The organism is Streptomyces sp. NPDC104761, assembly GCF_055583445.1.
This window is the reverse complement of the sequence record NZ_JBVJNZ010000011.1, coordinates 264,757-285,717: the sequence shown is the minus strand read 5'-3', so window position 1 is coordinate 285,717 and position 20,961 is coordinate 264,757. Positions and strand designations below refer to the sequence as shown.

16 protein-coding genes and 1 pseudogene are annotated in these 20,961 nt (G+C 74.1%); 9 read left to right on the top strand and 8 right to left on the bottom strand.

The annotated features are described in order from the left end of the window. Positions 1–25: 25 nt before the first annotated feature. The 3 genes and pseudogenes from ACZ63F_RS28675 to ACZ63F_RS28665 form a co-directional block, all read left to right on the top strand. Entirely contained in the window at positions 26–847 is an 822-nt protein-coding gene (locus ACZ63F_RS28675) for a YceI family protein (RefSeq protein WP_352365856.1), read from the top strand. 54 nt (positions 848–901) lie between these two features. Then, a complete protein-coding gene (locus ACZ63F_RS28670) occupies positions 902–1,375 on the top strand; it encodes a PPOX class F420-dependent oxidoreductase (RefSeq protein WP_093501042.1) in 474 nt (157 codons plus the stop codon). A 16-nt stretch (positions 1,376–1,391) separates the two neighbouring features. Beyond that, positions 1,392–1,727 (top strand): annotated as a pseudogene (locus ACZ63F_RS28665) (NmrA family transcriptional regulator); the annotation flags it as partial. Between the two features lie 79 nt (positions 1,728–1,806). Here the strand turns inward: ACZ63F_RS28665 and ACZ63F_RS28660 are convergent. The 7 genes from ACZ63F_RS28660 to ACZ63F_RS28630 form a co-directional block, all read right to left on the bottom strand. Continuing rightward, positions 1,807–2,544 (bottom strand): TetR/AcrR family transcriptional regulator, encoded by a 738-nt coding sequence (locus ACZ63F_RS28660; protein ID WP_469715042.1) that lies wholly within the window; start codon positions 2,542–2,544, stop codon positions 1,807–1,809. A 376-nt stretch (positions 2,545–2,920) separates the two neighbouring features. Next, on the bottom strand, positions 2,921–5,191 hold the full coding sequence (locus ACZ63F_RS28655; protein WP_469715041.1) for a glycosyltransferase family 39 protein: 2,271 nt from the start codon (positions 5,189–5,191) through the stop codon (positions 2,921–2,923). Continuing rightward, entirely contained in the window at positions 5,188–6,672 is a 1,485-nt protein-coding gene (locus ACZ63F_RS28650) for a bifunctional glycosyltransferase family 2/GtrA family protein (protein ID WP_469715040.1), read from the bottom strand. The genes ACZ63F_RS28655 and ACZ63F_RS28650 overlap by 4 nt, the downstream gene beginning before the upstream one ends. A 14-nt stretch (positions 6,673–6,686) precedes the next feature. Further along, positions 6,687–8,390 (bottom strand): ATP-binding protein, encoded by a 1,704-nt coding sequence (locus tag ACZ63F_RS28645; RefSeq protein WP_469715037.1) that lies wholly within the window; start codon positions 8,388–8,390, stop codon positions 6,687–6,689. Continuing rightward, a complete protein-coding gene (locus tag ACZ63F_RS28640) occupies positions 8,387–9,127 on the bottom strand; it encodes a response regulator transcription factor (protein WP_150134013.1) in 741 nt (246 codons plus the stop codon). The genes ACZ63F_RS28645 and ACZ63F_RS28640 overlap by 4 nt, the downstream gene beginning before the upstream one ends. Before the next feature lie 268 nt (positions 9,128–9,395). Then, complete coding sequence (locus ACZ63F_RS28635) at positions 9,396–10,268, bottom strand: DUF2797 domain-containing protein (RefSeq protein ID WP_469715033.1); 873 nt, start codon at positions 10,266–10,268, stop codon at positions 9,396–9,398. Between the two features lie 73 nt (positions 10,269–10,341). Then, complete coding sequence (locus ACZ63F_RS28630) at positions 10,342–10,710, bottom strand: HGxxPAAW family protein (RefSeq protein ID WP_469715030.1); 369 nt, start codon at positions 10,708–10,710, stop codon at positions 10,342–10,344. A 141-nt stretch (positions 10,711–10,851) separates the two neighbouring features. Here ACZ63F_RS28630 and ACZ63F_RS28625 point away from each other — a divergent pair, with 141 nt between their 5' ends. After that, on the top strand, positions 10,852–11,343 hold the full coding sequence (locus ACZ63F_RS28625; protein WP_469715028.1) for a MarR family winged helix-turn-helix transcriptional regulator: 492 nt from the start codon (positions 10,852–10,854) through the stop codon (positions 11,341–11,343). Here ACZ63F_RS28625 and ACZ63F_RS28620 read toward each other — a convergent pair. After that, positions 11,312–12,172 (bottom strand): AAC(3) family N-acetyltransferase, encoded by an 861-nt coding sequence (locus ACZ63F_RS28620; protein WP_469715025.1) that lies wholly within the window; start codon positions 12,170–12,172, stop codon positions 11,312–11,314. The two genes, ACZ63F_RS28625 and ACZ63F_RS28620, sit on opposite strands and share 32 nt — an antisense overlap. Before the next feature lie 112 nt (positions 12,173–12,284). On the opposite strand from ACZ63F_RS28620, the gene ACZ63F_RS28615 reads away from it, so the two are divergent. The 5 genes from ACZ63F_RS28615 to ACZ63F_RS28595 all read left to right on the top strand — a co-directional run bounded on the left by ACZ63F_RS28615 (position 12,285) and on the right by ACZ63F_RS28595 (position 20,926). Beyond that, positions 12,285–14,699: a large ATP-binding protein gene (locus ACZ63F_RS28615; RefSeq protein WP_469715021.1), complete on the top strand. Its 2,415-nt coding sequence runs from the start codon at positions 12,285–12,287 to the stop codon at positions 14,697–14,699. A 186-nt stretch (positions 14,700–14,885) separates the two neighbouring features. Beyond that, the gene (locus ACZ63F_RS28610; RefSeq protein WP_469715017.1) at positions 14,886–15,794 is read left to right on the top strand and encodes an AAA family ATPase; all 909 of its coding nucleotides are present in this window, start codon (positions 14,886–14,888) and stop codon (positions 15,792–15,794) included. Further along, positions 15,791–16,945, top strand: coding sequence for a hypothetical protein (locus ACZ63F_RS28605; RefSeq protein ID WP_469715014.1), 1,155 nt, complete (start codon positions 15,791–15,793; stop codon positions 16,943–16,945). Before ACZ63F_RS28610 ends, ACZ63F_RS28605 begins: the two co-directional genes overlap by 4 nt. Continuing rightward, entirely contained in the window at positions 16,942–19,680 is a 2,739-nt protein-coding gene (locus tag ACZ63F_RS28600) for a WD40 repeat domain-containing protein (RefSeq protein WP_469715012.1), read from the top strand. Before ACZ63F_RS28605 ends, ACZ63F_RS28600 begins: the two co-directional genes overlap by 4 nt. Before the next feature lie 28 nt (positions 19,681–19,708). Next, the gene (locus tag ACZ63F_RS28595) at positions 19,709–20,926 is read left to right on the top strand and encodes a toll/interleukin-1 receptor domain-containing protein (RefSeq protein WP_469715009.1); all 1,218 of its coding nucleotides are present in this window, start codon (positions 19,709–19,711) and stop codon (positions 20,924–20,926) included. The last annotated feature ends 35 nt before the right edge of the window (positions 20,927–20,961 follow it).

Genomic DNA, 20,961 nt, shown 5'->3' with positions numbered 1-20,961 from the left:
CTGAGTGTCTGCAGGGAGAAACGGGATGGGACTGACCGCGAGGATCCGCACCCGGGACGGATGGGCCGTGTCGCACGCGGTCGTCACGGTGACCGACATGACCGGCAGCCAGGTGCTGCGTGCCGAGGCCGACGACGAGGGCACGGTGCGGGACCCGAACCCGCTCGCGCCGGGGGCGTACACCGTCATCGTGACGGCCCTGGGCTACGCGCCCGCCGCCTCCAGCGCCATCGTCACCGCGAGCGGCCGCGCCGAGATCGGCACGGTGACGCTGGCGCGCCAGGGCGGCACCGAGCTGCCCCCGCCGGGCCCGTGGACGGTGGACCCGGCGCACTCCACGGTGGGCGCGGTCGCCCAGCACCTGGGCATCTCCAGCGTCCGCGGCCGGTTCACGGACTTCAGCGCGGGGATCGAGATCGCCCCCGACGACGTCACCAAGTCCCGTGTCCAGGCGGTCATCCGGGCCGCCTCCATCGACACCGGCAACGGCATGCGCGACACCCATCTGCGCTCCGCCGACTTCCTCGACGTCGAACGCCACCCCGAGATCACCTACACCTCGACGGGACTGACGGCGGCCGGTTCCGACCGCTGGACGGTGCACGGCGAGCTCTCGCTGCACGGTGTCGTACGGCCGGTCGACCTCGCCCTCGCCTACCTCGGCACCGGCGCCGACCCGTGGGGAGGCACCCGCGCCGCGTTCCGCGCGACGACCGAGCTGCACCGCGAGGACTTCGCCATGAACTACAACCAGGTGGTGCAGGCGGGCATCGCCGCCATCGGCACCACCCTCAAGATCGAGCTGGAGATCCAGGCGGTCCAGGGCGAGTCGCTGCCGCAGGCCTGAACATGAGCCCGTCAGGGACATGCTGAGCGGGCCCGGCGCCCCTAGGCTGGCGCCATGGCACCGAACATCGCGACGAACACCACCGTCTCCCTCGACGAACTGCTGGACTTCGTACGGCCCCGCCACCGCGCGATCCTGCTCACCCGGCGCGCCGACGGCAGCCCGCAGGGGTCGCCGCTGACCTGCGGGGTCGACGACTCCGGGCGCATCGTCGTCTCCACCTACCCCGAGCGGGCCAAGACCCGGAACGCCAAGCGGGACGAGCGGGTGAGCCTGCTCGTCCTGAGCGACGACTGGAACGGGCCGTGGGTCCAGGTGGACGGCCGCGCCGAGGTGATCGACTCGCCCGAGTCGGTGGAGCCGCTGGTGGAGTACTACCGGAACATCGCCGGTGAGCACCCGGACTGGGACGAGTACCGGGCGGCGATGGTGAAGCAGGGGAAGTCGATCATCCGGGTGACGCCGGAGAAGTGGGGCCCGGTGGCCACCGGCGGGTTCCCGGCGCGGCTGGCGTCGCCGGACGCGTAGGCGCGGTGCGCGCTGCTCGGGGCCGACGGCGCCCGCTGCGGAGTTCCGGACAGCCGCCGGTTCGCACGCGGAGGCCGGCGTCCTCGACCGGGCGGGCCTCGTCACCGCGTCCCTCGCCGTGGACGACCTGATCGCCGGCACCGGCGTCGCCCACGGGGCGCCGGCCCGCTGCTGGACCGCTCGTGGACCGGCAGCGGCAGCGTCCCGGTCGTCGGGTCGGAGGACCTGTCCCGAGGTGTTCACCACCCTGGTCGGCTTCGGTCTCGACGAGGTGTTCGCCCAGGGCGTCGTCGACATGAAGCGCGCCAAGGACGCGGGCCTCGACGTCGGCGTCACCCGCACCGCGGACACCGTCGGTCGGCCGCGGCGGCGTCGTGGCCGGTCGCGCAGCCCCTCCCCCGGCCTTCGGCCGGAGGTGCCCCCAGCGCCCCTTACGGGGCGCCCTTCGCCACCATCGCTTCGATTCCCGCGATCAGCAGATCCAGCGCGAACGTGAAGTCCCGGTCCAGCATCTCGGCGACGGTGTCGCCGCCGCGTGCCGCCATGAGGTCCCTGGACTCCTCGATGATCTGTGCGGTCGCCGGGGCCTCGGTCACCGCGTTCATCGCGGTGTCGAAGTACTCGTCCGGGGTCATGCCGGCCGCCGCCACGCGCTCGGCGAAGTGGCCCTCGATCGTGCCGTAGCCGTAGACGAACTGGAAGACGGCCGAGATCGCGCCCGTCACGCCGTGGGCGGGCAGGCCGGCGCGGCGGACCACCTGCTGGACCACCCGGGAGAAGGCGAGCGAGTGGGGGCCGATGTTGAGATAGCGGCCGGCCAGCGGGGAGAGCCAGGGGTGGCGGACCAGCAGGGTGCGGTACTCCGTGGCCAGCGCCCGCAGTTGCGCACGCCAGTCGCCGACGGCGGCGTCAGGCAGGGCCAGCTCGCCGAAGGCCGCGTCCAGGGCGAGTTCGAGCAGGTCGTCCTTGGTGTCGACGTACCAGTACACGGACATCGCGGTCACGTTGAGCTCGGCCGCCAGCCGCCGCATGGAGAACTTGTCGAGCCCGTCGGCATCGAGGAGCCGGACGGTGGCGGAGGTGATCCTGGCCCGGTCGAGCCCGGACGGCTGACCACTGCGCCCGCCCTTGCCGCCCTTCTCCTCCAGCCACACACTGGCCCGCGCCATAAGCGACACCCTTCTCCACGACCACTTCTGACGATGCTAGAGCGCCCCTGGAAGGGGCGCGAGGAACCGCGCGACCAGCCACAATCCACCAGCACCCGCCGCCGGACAAGTACCCCCCTCCCCCTGGGCGACATTCTTCTCCGCCTTCCTGAGGAGCCCCGCCGACAGCGACTTGCCCGACGCCACCCAGGAACTGAGCACCGCGCCCAGCACCGCAACGCCCAGCCCGTTCCCGAACTCGGCCCGCGTGCCGTTGATCCCGGCGCCCACCCGAGCACACGTGAAGCGGCCCCTATGCGGCGTACAACGCAGTTTCCGGGCACGGCAAAGGGCGGTGACCGCGAAGGTCACCGCCCTTGCGCCGCTCAGGGAGCCGTCAGCTGCTGCTCGTCTTCTGCGTGAGGTCGTAGAAGGTGGACGAACCCACCGTCACCTTCTTGAAGTTCTTCTCGACCCAGGAGGTGATCTGCGAGGACGTGCCGCTGCTGCCGCCGCCCATCATGCCGCCGCCGGTGCCGGAGGAGACGAAGTAGTGGATCTTGCCTTCGGCCACGTACTTCTCGAACTGGGCGAGCGTCGGGGACGGGTCGGTGCCGTTGAAGCCGCCGATCGCCATCACCGCGTCGCCGGTGGAGAGCTGGTAGCTCGCCGCGTTCTGGGCGCCGACGGCCGCCGCGACCCAGGTGTACTGGGAGGAGTTCTTCTGCAGCAGCGCCTTGGCCTCGGAGGAGACGGTCGCGCCGTTCAGCAGGCCGCCGACGCCACCGCCGCCGCCCATGCCGCCTGCCTCGCCCGTCCGGCCGCCGCCCGGGAACCCGCCGGTGCCGTTCTGGCCCTGCGTGCTGCCGTTGCCGTTCTGCTGGTTCTGGCCGAAGCCGCCGCCGGTGCCGCCCGGGAAGCCGCCGGTACCGCCGCCCGGGAAGCCGCCGGTGCCGTTCTGGCCCTGTCCCTGGCCCTGCGTGGTGCCGTTTCCGCCCTGCTGGTTCTGGCCGAAGCCGCCCGCGCCGCCGCCGATGCCGCCCCGGCCGCCGCCGGGACCGCCACCGCCGCCGAAGCCCATCGTGCTCGCGCCCGCCGGACCGGCCGTCGGGATGGAGCCGGTGTGCGCGGAGTCCACCGTGGAGAGGGTGTACGCCGTCGGGCCCGCCAGCGCGGCCAGCAGGCCGACCGCGGCCGCCCCGAGGGCGAGCTGCCGGGAGATCCGGCCCGCGAAGATCAGGCCGAGCGCGGCGGCCAGACCGCCGATCAGGACCAGGTACTTCAGCCAGGGCAGGTAGGTGGAGGTGCGGTTGAGCAGGACGTAGCCCCAGACCGCGGCCGAGACCACGGCGGCGGCGAGGGTGATCGACGCCCACAGCTCGGCGCGCTTCTCCCACAGCAGCCCCGCGCCCATGCCGACCACGGCGGCGATGTAGGGGGCGAGGGCGACCGTGTAGTACTGGTGGAAGATGCCCGCCATGTAGCTGAACACGATCATGGTCATCAGCAGCGAGCCGCCCCAGACCAGGAACGAGGCCCGGGTCACCGAGGTCCGCTTCAGCTTGCGGGTGGCCACCAGGCCGCCGACCAGGAGGATCAGCGCGGCCGGGATCAGCCAGGAGATCTGGCTGCCGATCTCGGCGTTGAACATCCGGTCCCAGCCGGTGGCGCCCCACTGACCGGTGCCCGTACCACCGCCACCGCCGCCGACGCTGCCGGTCTCGTCGCCGCTGATGCGGCCGAGGCCGTTGTAGCCGAAGGTCAGCGACAGGAAGCTGTTGTCCTGCGAGCCGCCGATGTAGGGGCGGGAGGAGGCCGGCCACAGCTCGACGATCGCCACCCACCAGCCGCCGGAGACGACCAGCGCGCCGGTCGCCAGGGCCAGCTGCCCGATCCGCTTCTTCCACGTGTGCGGGCCGACGGCCGCGTACACGAACGCCAGCGCCGGCAGGATCAGGAACGCCTGGAGCGTCTTGGCGAGGAAGGCGAAGCCGATCGCCACGCCCGCCCACACCAGCCACTTCGTACGCCCGTCCTCGACGGCCCGGACCACGAAGTAGCAGGCCAGCGCCATCAGCAGGGCCAGCATGGCGTCCGGGTTGTTGAACCGGAACATCAGCGCCGCGACGGGGGTGAGCGCGAGCACGGCGCCCGCGATCAGGCCGGCCGCGGGGCTGAACCGGCGGCGCACGGAGGCGTGGACGACCGCGACCGTGCCGACGCCCATGAGGACCTCGGGGCCGAGGATCGTCCAGGAGTTCAGGCCGAAGATCCGGGCCGCGATCTCCATCGGCCACATGAACGCCGAGGGCTTGTCGACGGTGATCGCGTTGCCCGCGTCCAGCGAGCCGAAGAACATCGCCTTCCAGCTCTTGGTGCCCGCCTGGACGGCGGCCGAGTAGAAGGAGTTGGAGTAGCCGTTGGCGCTCAGGTTCCAGAAGTACAGCACCGCGGTGGCGAGCAGCAGGCCGAAGAAGGCCGGGCGCACCCAGCGGGGGTCCTCGGGGCGGCCGCGCCACAGTCTCCGTACGAACGGCTGCTTCGGTTCACCGGAGCCGGGGACGGGCGCCGCCGGGACGGCGGGGGCCTGCTGCGGCCGCGGGGGAGCCGTGGGGGGCGCGGTCGGGGGCGGGCCCCACTGGGCCGGGTGCTCGGTGTCGGTGCTCATCGGGGGTCCCCCGGCTCGGTGTCGTGGGGGCGCACCGGCTGCAACTGCATGGTGGCGTCCCTCCAGGTGCCGTCCGCGGCTTCACCGGCGCGGAACTGAGTGGTCGTGGTGCCGTTCTGGGCGTACGGCGGGCGCTGCGGGAGCGGGCCCTGCGGCTGGTACGGCTGGTATCCGCCGGTCGTGTACGTCGCGGACGACGGGTTGTGCTGGGCCACCACCGTCGACTCCTGGCCGCCGGTTCCGTCGCGGTCCGGGAAGACCCAGGCGCGGAAGAGCAGGAACCGCAGCACGGTCGCGGCGAGGTTGGCGGCGATCAGCACCGCCAGTTCGGTGGAGTGCGCGGGGTCGCTGCTCGCCGCGTTCAGGGCGGCGAGGGAGCCACTGGTCAGCGCGAGGCCGATGCCGAAGACGACCAGGCCCTGGGCCTGGTGCCGGACCGCCCCGCCCCGGCCGCGCACCCCGAAGGTGAGGCGCCGGTTGGCGGCCGTGTTCGCCACCGCCGACACCAGCAGCGCGAGCGCGTTGGCGACCTGCGAACCGGAGAACTCCCGGAAGAGGCTGTAGAGGAGGAGGTAGAAGAGGGTCGACAGGCCGCCGACCACGCAGAACCCGACGAGCTGGCGGGCCAGCCCCTTCGGCACGTCCTGGATGTCGCGGTCGCGCGGGTCGTCGCCGAACGGCCGGGCGACCCGGTCCAGCGGCAGCGAACCGGTGGCCAGGGCCTTGCCGACCCGCCACACGCCCTTGAGGTCCTCGGTCGCCGTCTTCACGATGTGCACGGTCGAGTTCGGGTCGTCGACCCAGTCGACCGGCACCTCGTGGATGCGCAGTCCCGCGCGCTCGGCGAGCACCAGCATCTCGGTGTCGAAGAACCAGCCGGTGTCCTCGACCATCGGCAGCAGCACCTGTGCGACGTCGCGGCGGATCGCCTTGAAGCCGCACTGCGCGTCCGAGAACCGGGCCTGCAGCGAACCGCGCAGGATCAGGTTGTAAGAGCGGCTGATGAACTCCCGCTTGGCGCCGCGCACCACGCGCGACGAGCGGGCCAGCCGGGAACCGATCGCCAGGTCGGAGTGGCCGGAGATGAGCGGTGCCACCAGCGGCAGCAGCGCGTTCAGGTCGGTCGACAGGTCCACGTCCATGTAGGCGAGGATCGGCGCGTCCGAGGCGGACCAGACGGTCCGCAGCGCACGGCCGCGGCCCTTCTGCTCCAGCCGGAACGACCTCACCTCGGCGATCTCCGCCTCGAGCCGCTTCGCCACCTGGGGGGTGGTGTCCGTGGACGCGTTGTCCGCGATGGTGATGCGGTACGCGTACGGGAACGTGCGCTGGAGGTGGTCATGCAGTCTGAGGACGCATGGGCCGAGGTCCTTCTCCTCGTTGTAGACGGGGATCACTACGTCCAGGACAGGCGTACCGGCGTTACCGGCCGGGAGGTGCTCCCGCGCCGGCAGGGTGCCGGGAGAAGAGTCGGTTCGCATGGCATCGACTCTGGTCAAGCGCCCTGTTGCACCCATGTGGTGGCACTGTGCTGTGCCTGTGAGTGCGATTGCCAGTTCGTTTCGGGGGACGGCTGCGGGCCCGCCGGGGCAAGCGCGGGCAGATAGAGGGTGAACACCGTACGGCCGGGCACGCTGTCCACGGTGACGGCGCCGCCGTGCGCGGTCGCGACGGCCTGCACGATGGCCAGCCCGAGGCCGGTGGACCCCGTGGACCGGGACCGCGCGGAGTCGCCGCGCGCGAACCGCTCGAAGACGTGCGGCAGCAGGTCCGGCGGGATGCCCTGCCCGTTGTCCTCGACGTCCACGCACAGCCACGGCCCGCGCCGCTGGATGCGGGCGGTGACGGTGGTCCCCGGCGGGGTGTGCTTGCGCGCGTTGCCGAGCAGGTTGATCAGCACCTGCTGGATACGGGCCGCGTCGGCGGCGACCAGCGCCGGCTCGTCGGGCAGGTCCAGGCGCCAGTTGTGGTCCATGCCGGCGGCACGCGTGTCGCTGATCGTGTCGACGACGAGCGGGATGAGGTCGGTGTGCTCGAACTGCAGCGGACGGCCCGCGTCCAGCCGGGCGAGCAGCAGCAGGTCCTCCACGAGCAGGGTCATCCGCCCGGCCTCGGACTCGATCCGGCCGAGGGCGTGCCGGGTGTCGGGCCCGACCTGCTCTCGCCCGCGCCGGGTCAGCTCGGCGTAGCCGCGGATGGAGGCGAGGGGGGTGCGCAGCTCGTGACTCGCGTCGGCGACGAACTGCCGTACCCGCATCTCGCTCTGCTGGCGGGCGTGCAGGGCGCCGTGCACGTGGTTGAGCATCCGGTTGAGCGCGGAGCCGACCTGGCCGACCTCGGTGTGCGGGTCGCACTCGGTGTCCGGGACCCGCTCGCTGAGGTTCACCTCGCCGGTGTGCAGCGGGAGTTCGGAGACCCGGGTGGCGGTGGCGGCGACCCGGCGCAGGGGGCGGGTGGCGATGCCGACCAGGACGTAGCCGGCGATACCGGCGGCGACCAGGCCGGCGGCGGTGACGCTGAGCTCGACGATGATCAGGGTGTTGACCGTGTTGTCGACGTCCGTGGTCGGCAGGGCGACGTAGTACCCCTCGCGCGAGTTGTCGGGATCCTCGGCCCACTTGACGAGGTAGTCGCCGAGCCCGGGAAGGGTCACGGTGTGCGTCTTCTGGTCCTGCGCCACGGCGGCGAGGGCCTGCTTCTGCGCCGCGTCGAGCGCCACGGCGGTCATCTGCTTGAACACGCCGGTGGTGCTGTCGTTCTGCTGCTGACTGTAGGACGCGCTGGTGATCGAGCCGTTCTGCACGTAGGCGGCGACGGTCCTCGGCTGCGTCGGACCGCTGGTGAGGAGCTTGTCGACCTTGCCGGCCGCCGTGAGGTTCTGGACGGGATCGGGATTCTTGGCAGAGGACGAGGACGACGAAGAGGACGAGGCGTTCGGGTTCCTCGGAACGGCGCCGGCCGGGCCCTGGTCGCCGCCCGGGCTGTTCTGCGGCCGGCCCACAGCGCGTATGGCCGTCTCGTCCACCTTGTTGTCGAGCTGCTGGTACAGGTGCGACCTCAGCGCGAGGGTCGTCACGGTACCGATCACCGCGCACACGACGGCGATCAGCGTCACGGACGCGACGACGAGCCGGGTCCGCAGGGTGCGCGGTTTTCCCGCTCGTCGTTTCTGCGTACGCGGCCGTCGTCGCCCGCTCATGAGGCGGCTGGCTTGATCAGGTACCCGGCGCCACGCCGGGTGTGGATCATCGGCTCCCGGCCGGCGTCGATCTTCCGTCGCAGGTAGGAGATGTAGAGCTCGACCACGTTGGCCTGGCCGCCGAAGTCGTACGACCACACGCGGTCCAGGATCTGGGCCTTGCTGAGCACCCGCCGCGGGTTGCGCATCAGGAAGCGCAGCAGCTCGAACTCGGTGGCGGTGAGGTGGATCGACTCCCCTGCCCGCGAGACCTCGTGGCTGTCCTCGTCCAGGGTGAGGTCGCCGACGACGAGCACGGAGTCGGACCGCCGGTCGGCCGCGCCGGAGCGGCGGATCAGCCCGCGCAGCCGGGCCACGACCTCTTCGAGGCTGAACGGCTTGGTGACGTAGTCGTCGCCGCCGGCGGTGAGACCCGCTATCCGGTCCTCGACCGCGTCCTTCGCGGTCAGGAACAGCACCGGCACGTCCGGCAGTTCGCGCCGAAGGCGCCCCAGCACGGTGAGGCCGTCCATGTCGGGCAGCATCATGTCGAGTACGACGGCGTCGGGGCGGAACTCCCGGGCGGTCTGGATGGCGCCCTGGCCGTCGCCCGCACTCCTGATCTGCCAGCCCTCGTACCGCAGGGCCATGGAAAGGAGTTCGGTGATCGACAGCTCGTCGTCCACCACAAGCACTCGGACGGGGCTCCCGTCCGGCCTCAGCAGTTCGGTGCGCCCCTGGGGCGAGGTCGTGGTCATGGTGGACACCTTGTCGGGGTCCTCTGAGAACACGCTTTCACTAATCTGTGATTTCCCTAAGAAACGCACAGGCGCCTCTCAGGGAACACCTGGGAATCCCCTCACACGTGCATGAACTCGTGACCTCGCTCGCGCCGGGCTGTGCGGATCATGTCCGTCCGGGCCACGCCCCGGACCGTTCATGAACCGCCGATGAGCCGCTGATGAGAGCCTACCGAGCCGGCCCGGATCCCGCGCGGCGAGGAACCCGCCGCGGGGCTGCCGACGGTCAGAAGAGGCCGTCCTGCGGGACCTCGAACTCCCTTACCGGGACCTGGAGTCGGCCCTCCTCCCCACTGCCGGCAGCGGTCAGCTCCCACCCGGGCAGCAGGCGCGTGTCGAGGACGACGACACCGCGCCGGGTGGCCAGATGCAGATCCGGCCCGGCCGCCGCGACCAGCTCGCCGCTCACCACACCGCCCGGCACCAGCTCGGCCACCTCACCGACGGCGGCGGCCACCCCGTCCAGCCCGAACACCGCCATGTGGTCGACGACTTGGCACGGCTCCGGGACGAGCGACTCGGGCCAGCCGCCGAGCGCGACGGCAAGCGCGTGCAGTCCCTCGACCTCGGCCGCCCGCTCGGCCCGGTCCGCCGGCAGCTGGGCGCGCACGACGCGCTTGTCGCCGTACGGGATCCGGTCCGGCACCCGGAGCGCGGCCCGCAGCAGCTCCTCGGCCCGCCGGGCGGCCATCAGCGGCCCGGCGCCCAGCCAGCTGAAGCACACGGCCCCCTGCTCCAGCAGCCGGGCCGGGCCCCGCTCGACCGCCGTGATCCCCACCTTGACCATGCCGGGCCCGAACCACGCCAGGTACACGTGGTACGGCCGGGGGTCGTCGGGGACCGTGTCGGCGGCCACGGAGTGCGCCCGGTCCAGCCGCGCGCACTCCTCGCACCGGGCTCCGGTGGTCCGCCCCGAGACGGGTGTCCGGGTCGGACAGGCGTGCCCGCGCGCCCCCACGCACTCCCGCACACCCCCGTCGACGACCCCGAAGGCCACCCGCTTCCCCCAGCCGAGAGGACTGCGCCGCCCACCGCTCCACCGCAGCACGGGGCCGTCCTCCGACCACCGCAGCCCCGAGCATTTCCACACCTGTGCCATCACTCGCGAGGGTAGAGGGCGGCACTGACAACGGCCCGGGGGCAGCCGGGCCGTGCTCCCCGGCGCCGCCCGGTCAGCCGCCGGCCTCCGCGGTCGCCGGCTCGGCCTCGCCGACGGCGGACACCGGCTGGAGTGCGGACGCGGTACGCCGCCCTCGGCCCGCCAGCCGGCACGAGACGCAGCCGGGGTGGCCGTCGCGGGCGCCGGTGTCCCGTACCCGCAGCGGCCACTGCGCCCGGAGCCGCGGGCCCGGCGGCTTGCCCCACCCCGCGAGATGCAGATACCAGGTGACCAGGACGCTCACGGCACACACCGCGAGCCCCGCGACCAGGGCGGCGGCCGAGACCGTACACACACCCAGCCCCAGCAGGCCGCTCCCGGCGGTCGCGATCGCGGTACCGGTCCACCCCGCCACCGTGTGGCCTTCGTCGTGCTGACTCACGTACCCGTCTCCCCTTCAGGCAGCGGAAACACCCGGTCCGGCGTGAGGGCGACTAGAATCCCTCACGGAGTGAGAAATTTACTCCTCATACCTCTCACGCGCTAAGGGAATCTTCGGATCCGCAGGGAAACGGGAACCACCATGCATGGCAAGCCGCGACCGCCCGCGGACCCGGCCGGGGCGCTGTCCGCCATGGACCACCTCATCGCGGCCCATGTGATCGGCCAGCAGGAACTGGCCCGGCGGCTCGGGGTGAGCGTCACGGACCTCACCTGCTTCGCCTTCGTCCTGGAGGCGGGCGACGCCCTGCTGACCGCGGGCGACCTGGCCGCCCGCGCCCACGTGACGACCGGCGCGGTGACGGGCATCCTCAACCGCCTGGAACGCGCGGGCTACGTCACCCGCCGCCCCGACCCCGACGACCGCCGCCGGGTCCGCGTCGCCGCGGTCCCGGAAGCCGTCACCCGTGTCGAGGCGGTCTACGCCGGCCACTACGCCCGCCTCACCGAACTGTTCGCCGACTACACCCCCGACGAACTCGCCATCCTCACCGACTGGTTCACCCGCGCCACCGCACTGGCCCACACCTACCTGGAGAAGCTCAACAGGAACGACCCGGCGGAATCCTGCTGAGACCGCCGCCCGGCCGGTGTTCGGTCAGCCACCTCTCCGCGTACGCCACCGCCGGCGCGAGATCGAACAACAGGCAGTCGGCGGCCCCCACCCGGCCCCGGGCCACCGGACGTTCCGGCAGCGAGGCGTAGGAGCGGCCCAGCGCCGGGAAGTCCGACGCGTCGAAGTCCACGTCCCGGTAGCGGTGCCAGCGCCGCCCTTCCGGGCCGTCGGCCACCGCACAGCCGTACAGGCGGGTGCCCCGGCCCGGCACGCGGTACTCCGCCAGGTGGAAGGCGGTGCACACGGAGTAGCCCACGCCCAGCAGCAGGATGCGGGCGCCCAGTTCCTCGAGGCGGGCGAGAGGGGAGTCCTCGCCCAGGTGACAGTCCAGGGCGTGCCCGGCGGTGATCCGCGCGGCGGCCGGGCCCAGCGCGGCGAACGAACTCTGCGGGTGGTCGCTGCGCAGCGCCCCGGGGCGGGCGCGCACCTCCTCCGGCAGCACACCGACCCCGAAGCTCGGGGTCCGCTCGCGGTCGAAGGCGGGCAGGGTCGCGCGCAGCCGGGGCCACTGGTCCGCGGGCACGGCGTACCCGCGCGTGACGGGCCAGCGGGAGGGATCGGAGTTGTCGGGAGTCTGGGTGTAGACGACGAGGGTGCCGTCCGGACCCAGCGTCTCCAGCAGGGAGTCGGCGACGGTCCGCGCCCGGCCCCGCACCGGCCCGACGGCACTCAGCGACGCGTGCACGAGCAGTGTGTCCCCGGGCCGGACTCCCGACGCACGCAACTGGGCCACGAGTTCGTCGCGACCGAGGGGGCTGTCGACGGCGATCACCCTGACTTCTGTCAACAAAGCCTGGAAAAAATGGAGTTGATGGCCAGAATTGTGCCACGGCCGGTCGCCTGGTCTCGTGCGAAACTGAGGACCAGGCAGGTACGCAAGCCACACAGCGGGGGATGAGATGGTGCCCGTGTACCGCTATGCCGTCAGCTATGCGCACGGCAGGGACGAGGCCTGGGTCGCGAGATTCCTGGAGGAGCTGAGGCGGCGTCTGGAAAACGCCGGCGGCCCGCGTTTCCACCGCCTGGTCCCGCCGCCCGGCCCGCCGGACGGCCGGGCGGGGTCGTACGGCGTCGGGACGGCGGACATCGTGCTGGCCCTGTGCAGTCCCGCGTACTTCAACGAGGGTCCCGCCCAGCACGACTGGGCGATCCTGGCGCTGCGCCGGCGCCTGGGACAGGCCCGTACCGGGGTCACCCCGCAGACGGCCCTGTCCCTGGTGTGGGAGCCGGTCGACCGGCGGCTGCCTGGCCCGGTCGCGACGGCCGACGCGCTCTTTGCGGACCGGCTGCCCGAGTACCGCTCGCTGGGGCTGGCGCTGCTGACCATGCAGGCCCCGCGGTACCGCGCGGCCCTGGACCGGGTGCTCGACGCGATCGTGGCCCGCATGACGGCGATGACCGAAGCCGCGGCCCCCGCACCCGAGCTGGACGACCGGTTCGCCGGGGAGGCACCTGACGCGCTGTCGGCGGAGGACGCGGCCTTCACCGAGCAGTTCCGCAAGGAGGTGGCCCCGGCCCTGCCCGCGACGACGGTCCCCCGCACCCTGACCGGCCGCGGCCCCCTGGCCCTCCGCGGCGCGGCTCCGGGCGGGACGGCTCCGCCGCCCGGGGAGGACGTCCTGTCCGCCGATTCACTGCCGGAGCTGGGACGGCGGATCCTCCTCGTCGGGCCGCCCGGGACCGGTCACAGCACCGAACTCGCGCGGCTGGCCGCGAGGGCGCTGGACGACACGGTGCCGGGGCGGGCCGGCGCGGGCGGCCCGCCGTGGGGCTGCCGGATACCGTTCGTGCTGTCGGCACGGTCGGGGGCGCTGCCGCGCCTGGACGGGCTGGTGCCCACCCTCGCCCCGCTCGCGGCGCCGCAGGAGCCGGCCGGCTGGGCCGCCCGCCAGCTGCGCTCCGGACAGGCCTTCCTGGCCGTCGACGACCTGGACGCGGTGCCCGTGGCCAACCGCGCCGCCGTGTGGGAGTGGCTCCTGCAGGTGCTGCGGGCCCACCCGCAGGCGCCCTGCGTCATCGCCACGAACGGCACCGGAGTGCCCTGGGCCCGGCTCGGGGACACGTTCCGGGTCACCGGCCTCGGCCCCCTGTCCCCGGACGGGGTCCGGACCCTGCTCGGCTCGCTCGTGGCGACGTCCGCCGGGGACCGGCGGGCCCTCACCGGGCTGCTGCGCCGGTTCGACACCGATCCGCTGCTCCTCGCGGTGGCCGGCCGCCCGGCCGCCGCCGCGGCACTGCTGCGGGCAGCGGGCGGTCCGGACCGGCCGGGTCCGGTCCCCCGGCACCGACTGCTGCGCGCGGGCGTCTCGGCGGTGTGGCGGCGGGTGCGGGAGGAGCCGGCCGGGCCGTCCGCACCTCCCGTGCCGGTGCCCGGCCCGGCCGCCGACCAGGTACCCGACAGCGTCCTGAGATCCGCCTCCGGCCTGCTGGCCGTCGCCGCCCTCGGCCTGGACAGCTCCCGCATCCCGCTGCGCACCGCGCTCGGCGCGCTGCGCGACCCCGGTGCCTCGGAGGCCGCCTCGCCCGAACGGCTGCTGGCCGCGCTCGCGGACCGGGCAGGCGTGGTGTTCCGGCCCGGACCCGACACCGTGGCCTTTCCCGGCCCCGAGGTCAGGACCTTCCTGGCGGCCCAGCACCTGGCGCACACGCCCGGCGCGGCCGCCGACGAGCTGCTCGTCCGGCACCCGTCCGCCGAACTGCGCGAACTGCTCGGCCAGTTGCGGACCGCCGAGGCGGGCACCGGCACCCCGCGCACGGTCCTCGCGCCGGCGGACGGTCCGCCGCGCCGGCTGTCGGCCGGCAGTCCGCCGCCCCGGCCCGCCGTGCGGCGGGCGGAGGCCCGGTCGGCGGCGGAGCTGCGCGCCCTGCTCCGGACGGACACCGTCGTGACCGAACTGCGCTGCACCGGCCCTGTGGACGAGCTGGCCGCACTGCTGCCGCGGCTGCCCGGACTGCGCTCGCTGGTCCTCGCGGACGACCCGTCGCTCACCGCCCTGCCCGAGCTGGGCGGCTGCCGCTCACTGCGGTCGCTGCGGGTGCTGCGCTGCCCGAACCTGCGGGACCTGACGGCATTGGAGTCCTCGGCGGTCATGTTCCTGGACGTCGACCCGTGGCCGGACCTGCCGGTGCCGGCCGGTCTGCGCCGGGCGCCCTGGCTGAGCCGGGTGAACCTGGTGACCGGCGGGCCAGGGGTCAGGCCCGCCGGAGCGGCCGGGGTGGCCGGAGCGACCGACGCTGCGGGCCGGCCGGGCACCGGGGTGCCGGAATCGACGGCGCTGCCCGAGGTCCGGATACGGCGCCGGCTCCGCACCTGAGGGTCTCCCGGACCCGCGGACCGGCCGGGGGCGCTGCGGGTTCCGCGGATTCTCCGGCGGTTCCGGCACCTCCGGGAGAACCGCGCCGTCGGCCATATTCGTCGACGGAGTAGTGGCCGTACGCCCCGAGGGGAAGAGTGCAACGGGTGCGGTGCGCCGGAGCCACGGGACGACAATGGGGGGGCAGTGGGCTTGATCAAGCTTTTCGACCCGGCCGAGGAGACCTGCCGGCCCGCGCCGGCCGGCCCTGCGCCCGCGCGCGGCACGGGCCGCCTCGACGAACAGGTCTACCTCTTCGACCACCGGACCGTCCTCGCCGTCAACGTGGCACTGGCGTCCGGACGTCCGCTGCTCGTGCTCGGCCCGCCCGGCTCGGGCAAGTCGGCACTCGCGCCGAACGTGGCACGGCTGATGCGCTTCCGGTACTACGCCGAGGTCGTCACCGCCCGCACCGAACCGCACGACCTGCTCTGGCGCGAGGAGGCGTTCCGCCAGCTCAACGACGCCACGCAGGGCCTGCTCCAGGCCCCCGGCTCGCGGGCCTACTTCCGGCCCGGCCCGCTGTGGAAGGCGCTCGATCCGGCTGTGGACGAGGAGGGCCTGCCCGCGTTCCGCGACCGGCCCGCGGTGGTCCTCATCGACGAGATCGACAAGGCCGACCCCGATGTCCCGGACGCGCTTCTCGATCCGCTCAACAACCTCCGTTTCGTCGGCCCCGACCGCCACACCGTGACCGCGGCCGAGGGCACGGGCGCCCCCCTGGTGGTGATCACAAGCAACGAGGAACGGGAGCTGTCCGCCGCCTTCCTGCGCCGCTGCATCCTGCTGCGGCTGGATGCGCCGGACCGCGAACACCTCCTGAGGGTCGCGCGGTTGCACATGGGGGACGACTACGACGAGGCACTCACAGGGGAGTTGGCCGACATGTTCGAGCACGAGTCGGTGGCGTCCCGGCCGGCGGCGAGCACCGCCGAGTTCCTGGACACCCTGCGGGCCTGCCACCAGATGGGCCTGACGGTCGCATCGCCGGAGTGGCGGGCGGTCGCGGACCTCGCCATGACGAAGGGCTCCTCCGACCCCCTCTCCTACACATGAGCCGAAGCCCGGCCCGCCTGGGCGAACTGCTGCGGGCGGCCCGCGCCCTGGGGGTGTCCGACACCGACGGCCTGGCCACGCTGGCCGCGGCCCTCGGCCTGGCGCTGACCGCCGACGGCCCCGCCCGCCGCACCGCGGGCCCGGTGCGGCCGTTGTGGGGCGAGGGGCCGGCGGGCGGCGCGAACCGCCCGGGGACCGGCACCGCAGGCCAGGGCCGCACCCGCGGCTCGGGCACCCCGCCCGGCCCCGGTGCGGGGGACGCCACCGGACCGGGGCCGTACCGCCGGGCCCCGGTCCCGCCCGAGCAGGTCCCCGGCCCGGACACCCGGTCGGCCATCGGCGGTTCGCTGCTGCTGGTCGGTGCCGCGCGCCCGGCGCCGGGCCGGGAGGAGGAACGGCCGGAGTGGCCGGAGTGGCGCGAGGCCGGTCTGCCCGAGACGCCGGGCGACGGGGCGGGCCGGCTCCTCGGCCACCCCGAAGCGTTCGACGTGTCCTGGCCGACGGCTCTGCCACGGCCCGCCCCGCCCTGGGACCCGCGGACCCAGCGGGCCGTCTTCCTCGCGATGGCCGGCACCCGCACCACCGGACGCGCGGTCGACCACCCCCGGCTGGTCGACCTGGTGGTGCGCAGCCTCGCCGGTGGCCGGCCGGGCCGGCCCCGGGTGCCCTACCGGCAGCGGACCACCACCCGGGCCGGCGCGCTGCTGCTGATCGACCGCGGCGAGTCGATGCGGCCGTTCCGGCACGACCAGGAGTGGATCACCCGGCTCGCGGGCAGCATCCTGCCGCCGGGCGGCCTGCGCGTGCTGGACCTGCGCATCGCCCAGGGCGTCAGCCGCGACCGGGGACGGACCTGGGAACCCCACCCGGTGCCGCCGTACGGGCAGCCGGTGCTCCTGCTCTCCGACCTCGGGCACCTGCGTCCGCCGGCACCGGGCCGCCACCACTCCCCGCCGGCGAGCTGGCTGCCGTATCTGCGCCGGCTGCGGGAGGCGGGCAACCCCGTCGTCTGCCTGACGCCCTATCCCGCCGAGGAGTACCCGGCGGCCGTGCGGCGGACGGTCGCGCTGGTTCCGCTGGACCGCCGGGTGTCCGTACGGCTCGCGCAGACCGCGGCCCGCCAGGACCCGCGCCGGGCGAGGCGGCGATGACGGCGGCGCCCGAGCGCACCGCCTTCCAGCTGATAGCGGAGGAGCGCCGGCACCGGCCCGCCGTGGTACGGCTGGCCCGGTCGCTGTGCCTGGCCGCGCAGGCGGAGCCGTACTTCCTCAGAAGCGCCCGGCTCCGCTTCGCGCCCGACAGCAGCGCCGGCCTGGAGGCCAGGCTGTACTTCTCCCCTCTGGTGGAGGCCGCCGACAGCCGCGCCCTGGTGCTGTACCCGGAGGTCAGCGCGGAGCTGCGGCGGGAGCTGTACGACCATGACCTGGACCTGCTCGGCTCGGTCCGCGACTTCACCCTCGCCGCCCACCGCTGCGCACCGCCCCTGGTCCGCGGCTTCGAGGAACTGCTGTGGTCGGCGACGGTCGGTCCGCCGCCCGCCGAGGCCGAGGTCGGACGGACCCTGACCCCGCTCTTCCGGCAGGTGCTCGCCGAGGGCGTCGCGGCGGCGGAGGCCAGTCGCTGGATCCTGCGCTTCCTGCCCCGGCTGCCGGAAGCCGTGCGGGAGTCCCTGCCGGCCTGGCGGCTCCAGGTGATGGCGGCGGAACGGCTGGGCATGGAGCCACCGCGTTCCCTGCTGGCCCGGGCCACCGACGACGAGGTGCGGACGGTACGGGCACTGGTCCACACCGAGGTGGACATCGGCGTCCGGGCCTCGGCGCAGGGCCTGGTCCTGAGCCGGCCCCCGGAGCCGGACGCCCTGGTCTGCGGGGCGAGCGGGGCGGGCCGCGTACAACTGCGGCTGCGCGGCGCGCTGCCCGGCACCCGGTGGCACGAACTGGACCTGTACGACGGCGAGTACACCGCCCTGGACGTCAGCGTCGCCGCCGAGGTCCGCACGGACGGCACGCTCCTGGCCGCCCAGGCGGAGCTGGGCGGCACGCTGCTGTGCGCACGGGCGGGCCACCGGGCCGCGGCCGCGACGACCGCGGACGGCCGGACCGCACTGCGCGTCGACGACGGCGAGTCCGTGCTCTCGGTGGACCTGCCCGAGCAGCCGCGACTGCTCGCGGTCGCCGACGCGGGGCCCGCGGCCACGGCGGTGGTGAGCGCCAAGGGACTGCACGTGGTGACGTCGGCCGTGGACGGCACGGCCGACGCCGTCCTGCATCCGCTGTCCGAGCAGCCGACGGCCGTGGGCTGGTCCCGGACCCGGGAACGCGGCGTGCTGTGCCTGGCCAGCGGCAACGACGTCCTCCTCGTCGACGACGGGGACCCCGGCCGGACGCTGGGCACGCTGTCGCATCCCGCGCCGGTGGTGCGCCTGTGGGCCTCGGTCCGGGCCGGCCTGGTGGCCGTGGCCGACGCGCACGGCGGGGTGACGGTCCACGACCTGGCCGCGGGCCCGGCCACCGGTCCCGGACGGCGGCAGCAGGCTCCGGGGGGCGGGGTCACGGCTCTGTGCGGGGACCCGTGGTCGAAAGCGGTGGTCTGGGGCTGTGCGGACGGGCGGGTGTACGGGGTGGAGGCGGCGGCCGGTGCGGCCGTCCCGCTGGGCACGTTGCCGGCGCCGGCGTCCTCGCTCGCGCCGGCCGTCGACGCGGGACTGGTCGTGGCCGCGGACGGCGGGGACCGGTTGCTGCGGCTTCCCTGGCCCGGGGGCGGGCCGGTGACGGCGGTGCCGATGCCCTTCCGGGTACGGGAGGTCCATCCGGCGACGGGCGGGCTGCTGCTGGTGTCGGGGCACGGCGGCGAGGTGGAGATCCGCGCGGAGGACGGCCGCACGCATCTGCTCACCGGGGGGCCCGTACCCGCACCGCCCGAGGGGGCCCGGGCCGGCTGGCTGCGGGACAGCGTCGGGCTGGTGCTGCCGGACGGCGTGACCGGGCTGCCGACCGGCATCCGGCGCCGGGGCGTCGGGCACGTCTGTCTGCCCGCCTCCCTGCCACCGGAGTCGGCGGAGTTCGCCACCCTGCTGGCGGGGGCCCGCGACCAGGGGCTGCGCGTGCTGGTGGAACTGGCGCCCCCGGGCGAGGACTCCCCGCACGGCGAACTGCTGGGCCGGGCCCACGACCTGCTGGAGGCAGCGGTCGACGGTCTCCGGCTCGGCGACCCGGGCCGGTGGCCGGCGTCCCTGCTCGTCCGCCTGCGCCACCTGCTGGACGCCTATCCGCAGGCGGCGGTCGTCACGACGGGCGCTCCCCAGCTCGCGCTCGGCCCCGGCCACCTCACCCTGAACGCGCCCCCGTCGCCCGTCACCCCGCTGAGCGCGCCCGACGGCGACTGGTCCCTCCCGGAGGGGCTCCCCCATCCGCAGGCCTGCCTGCTCCTGGCCCTGCCGGGCTGCCGGGAGGTCCCCGCCTCGGTCCTGGCACCGGCAGGCCCGGCGGCGGCCGCGACGCCGGCCCCGCTGCTCGCGGCGCGCGCCGCACAACTGGCCCTGCGTCACGGCGGAGTGGAGCGACCGCCCACCGGTTCCGCGCGGGTGACCGCCGTTCGCCGGGACCACGCGGGACAGGCCGTCCTCTGCCTGACCAGCACGGCGGACGTGCCGGTCACCGTTCGGGTCCCGCTGCCGGAGGCGGCCGCCGGGACCGAGCTGGTCCAGATCGCCCACGATCTCCCGGACCACCCGCCCGACACGCCGCCGCCCGTGCTGCGGCCGGATCCCGACGGCCTGGTCACCGTCGCACTCGACGCGGGCCGCACCCGCTGGTTCCGGATCCGCACCGCCGCCCACCCGCCGCCGGACGAGGCCACGGCCCCCTTCGCCCCCTCCGCTCCCTGACACGTCACGGTCCCGTACGAGGAGTCCCATGCCCGGTCCCCATGTGTTCCTCAGCCGCAGCGAGCCGCCGGGCTGCACCTGCACCTGCTGGCCGGCCCGCCGCGCCATGGAGGAACTGCTGTACCAGGAGGGCTGCGAGCCGATCATCGTGGACCGGGAGTCCCTGGTGCCGGGACAGGACTGGATGGAGGCCATCTCCGACGGCATGGGGCGTGCCCACGGCATGCTCCTGATCGTGTCCGGCCATGCCCTGAAGTCCGAGCACGTGCAGAACGAGCTGGCCATGGCGGAACTGCGCAACCGGCACGACGGTTTCCCGGTGATCCTGCTGATGCTCCCGGAAGTGACCCTGGAGGCACTGGAGAAGAGCGGTCTCGGGTCGCTCAGCCCGAACAGACGGCAGACCGTGCAGTGGCAGGGAAAGGACGACATCGAATCCGTACGGCGCGACATCAGGCCGCAACTCGATCTGATGCGGGCCGATCTGATCGGAGCGAAGGTGCACCACCGGGTGGTCCACCACCTGCGGGAGGTGGATGCGCAGAGCCTGGGCCGGGCCGGCGCGACGCTGGGGGTTCCGGTCGAGACGCTGTCCCCCCTGATGCGCCACCGGCTCGCCTCGGGTCTCCTGGCCGAACGGCCGAGCGAGCCCGAGACCGACCCGCTGCGCCTCGCCCTCACCGAGCTGCTGCCCCTGTCCGGGCCGGACGCCTCGCGGGAGCTCATCCAGCTGAGCGTGACCCATGCCCGGGTGCCCGCGGCCGAGGCGGACCGGATGCGCGGAGTGCTCGACACCGGGTCCCCCAGGGCCGCGGTGCTGCCCGCGCTCTCCACGGACACGGCCCGCCGCTACATCCACCGGGCCAGCGAACAGCCGCTGCCCTGGGACCACTTCGTCGTCGCCCTCACCGCGGGCAGCGGCGTCCTGGGCGATCTGGTGCAGCACATCGCAGAGGAACTGCTGGAGGAGTTCGACATCCACGACGAGGAGACGCTGCGCGAGCACGAGCACGACTTCGGCCCGGTCGTCGTGATCGTCCCGCATCCCCCGGACGCCGACCTGGTCAGGGCGCTCGACACGGCGTACCCGGTGGGGCTGCTGTTCCTGTTCGTGGTCGACGGGGAACTGCTCGGCACCACCGGGGCGCTCACCCGGCTGGAGGGCCTGCCCGCCTGGCGGGAGGAGGAGATGAACCGCACGGTGCGCCGGTTCGTGCGCAGATACGGGACGACTCTGCGCAACTGACGCGGTGTGCCGTTGGCCGCCCCGCACGGATCCGG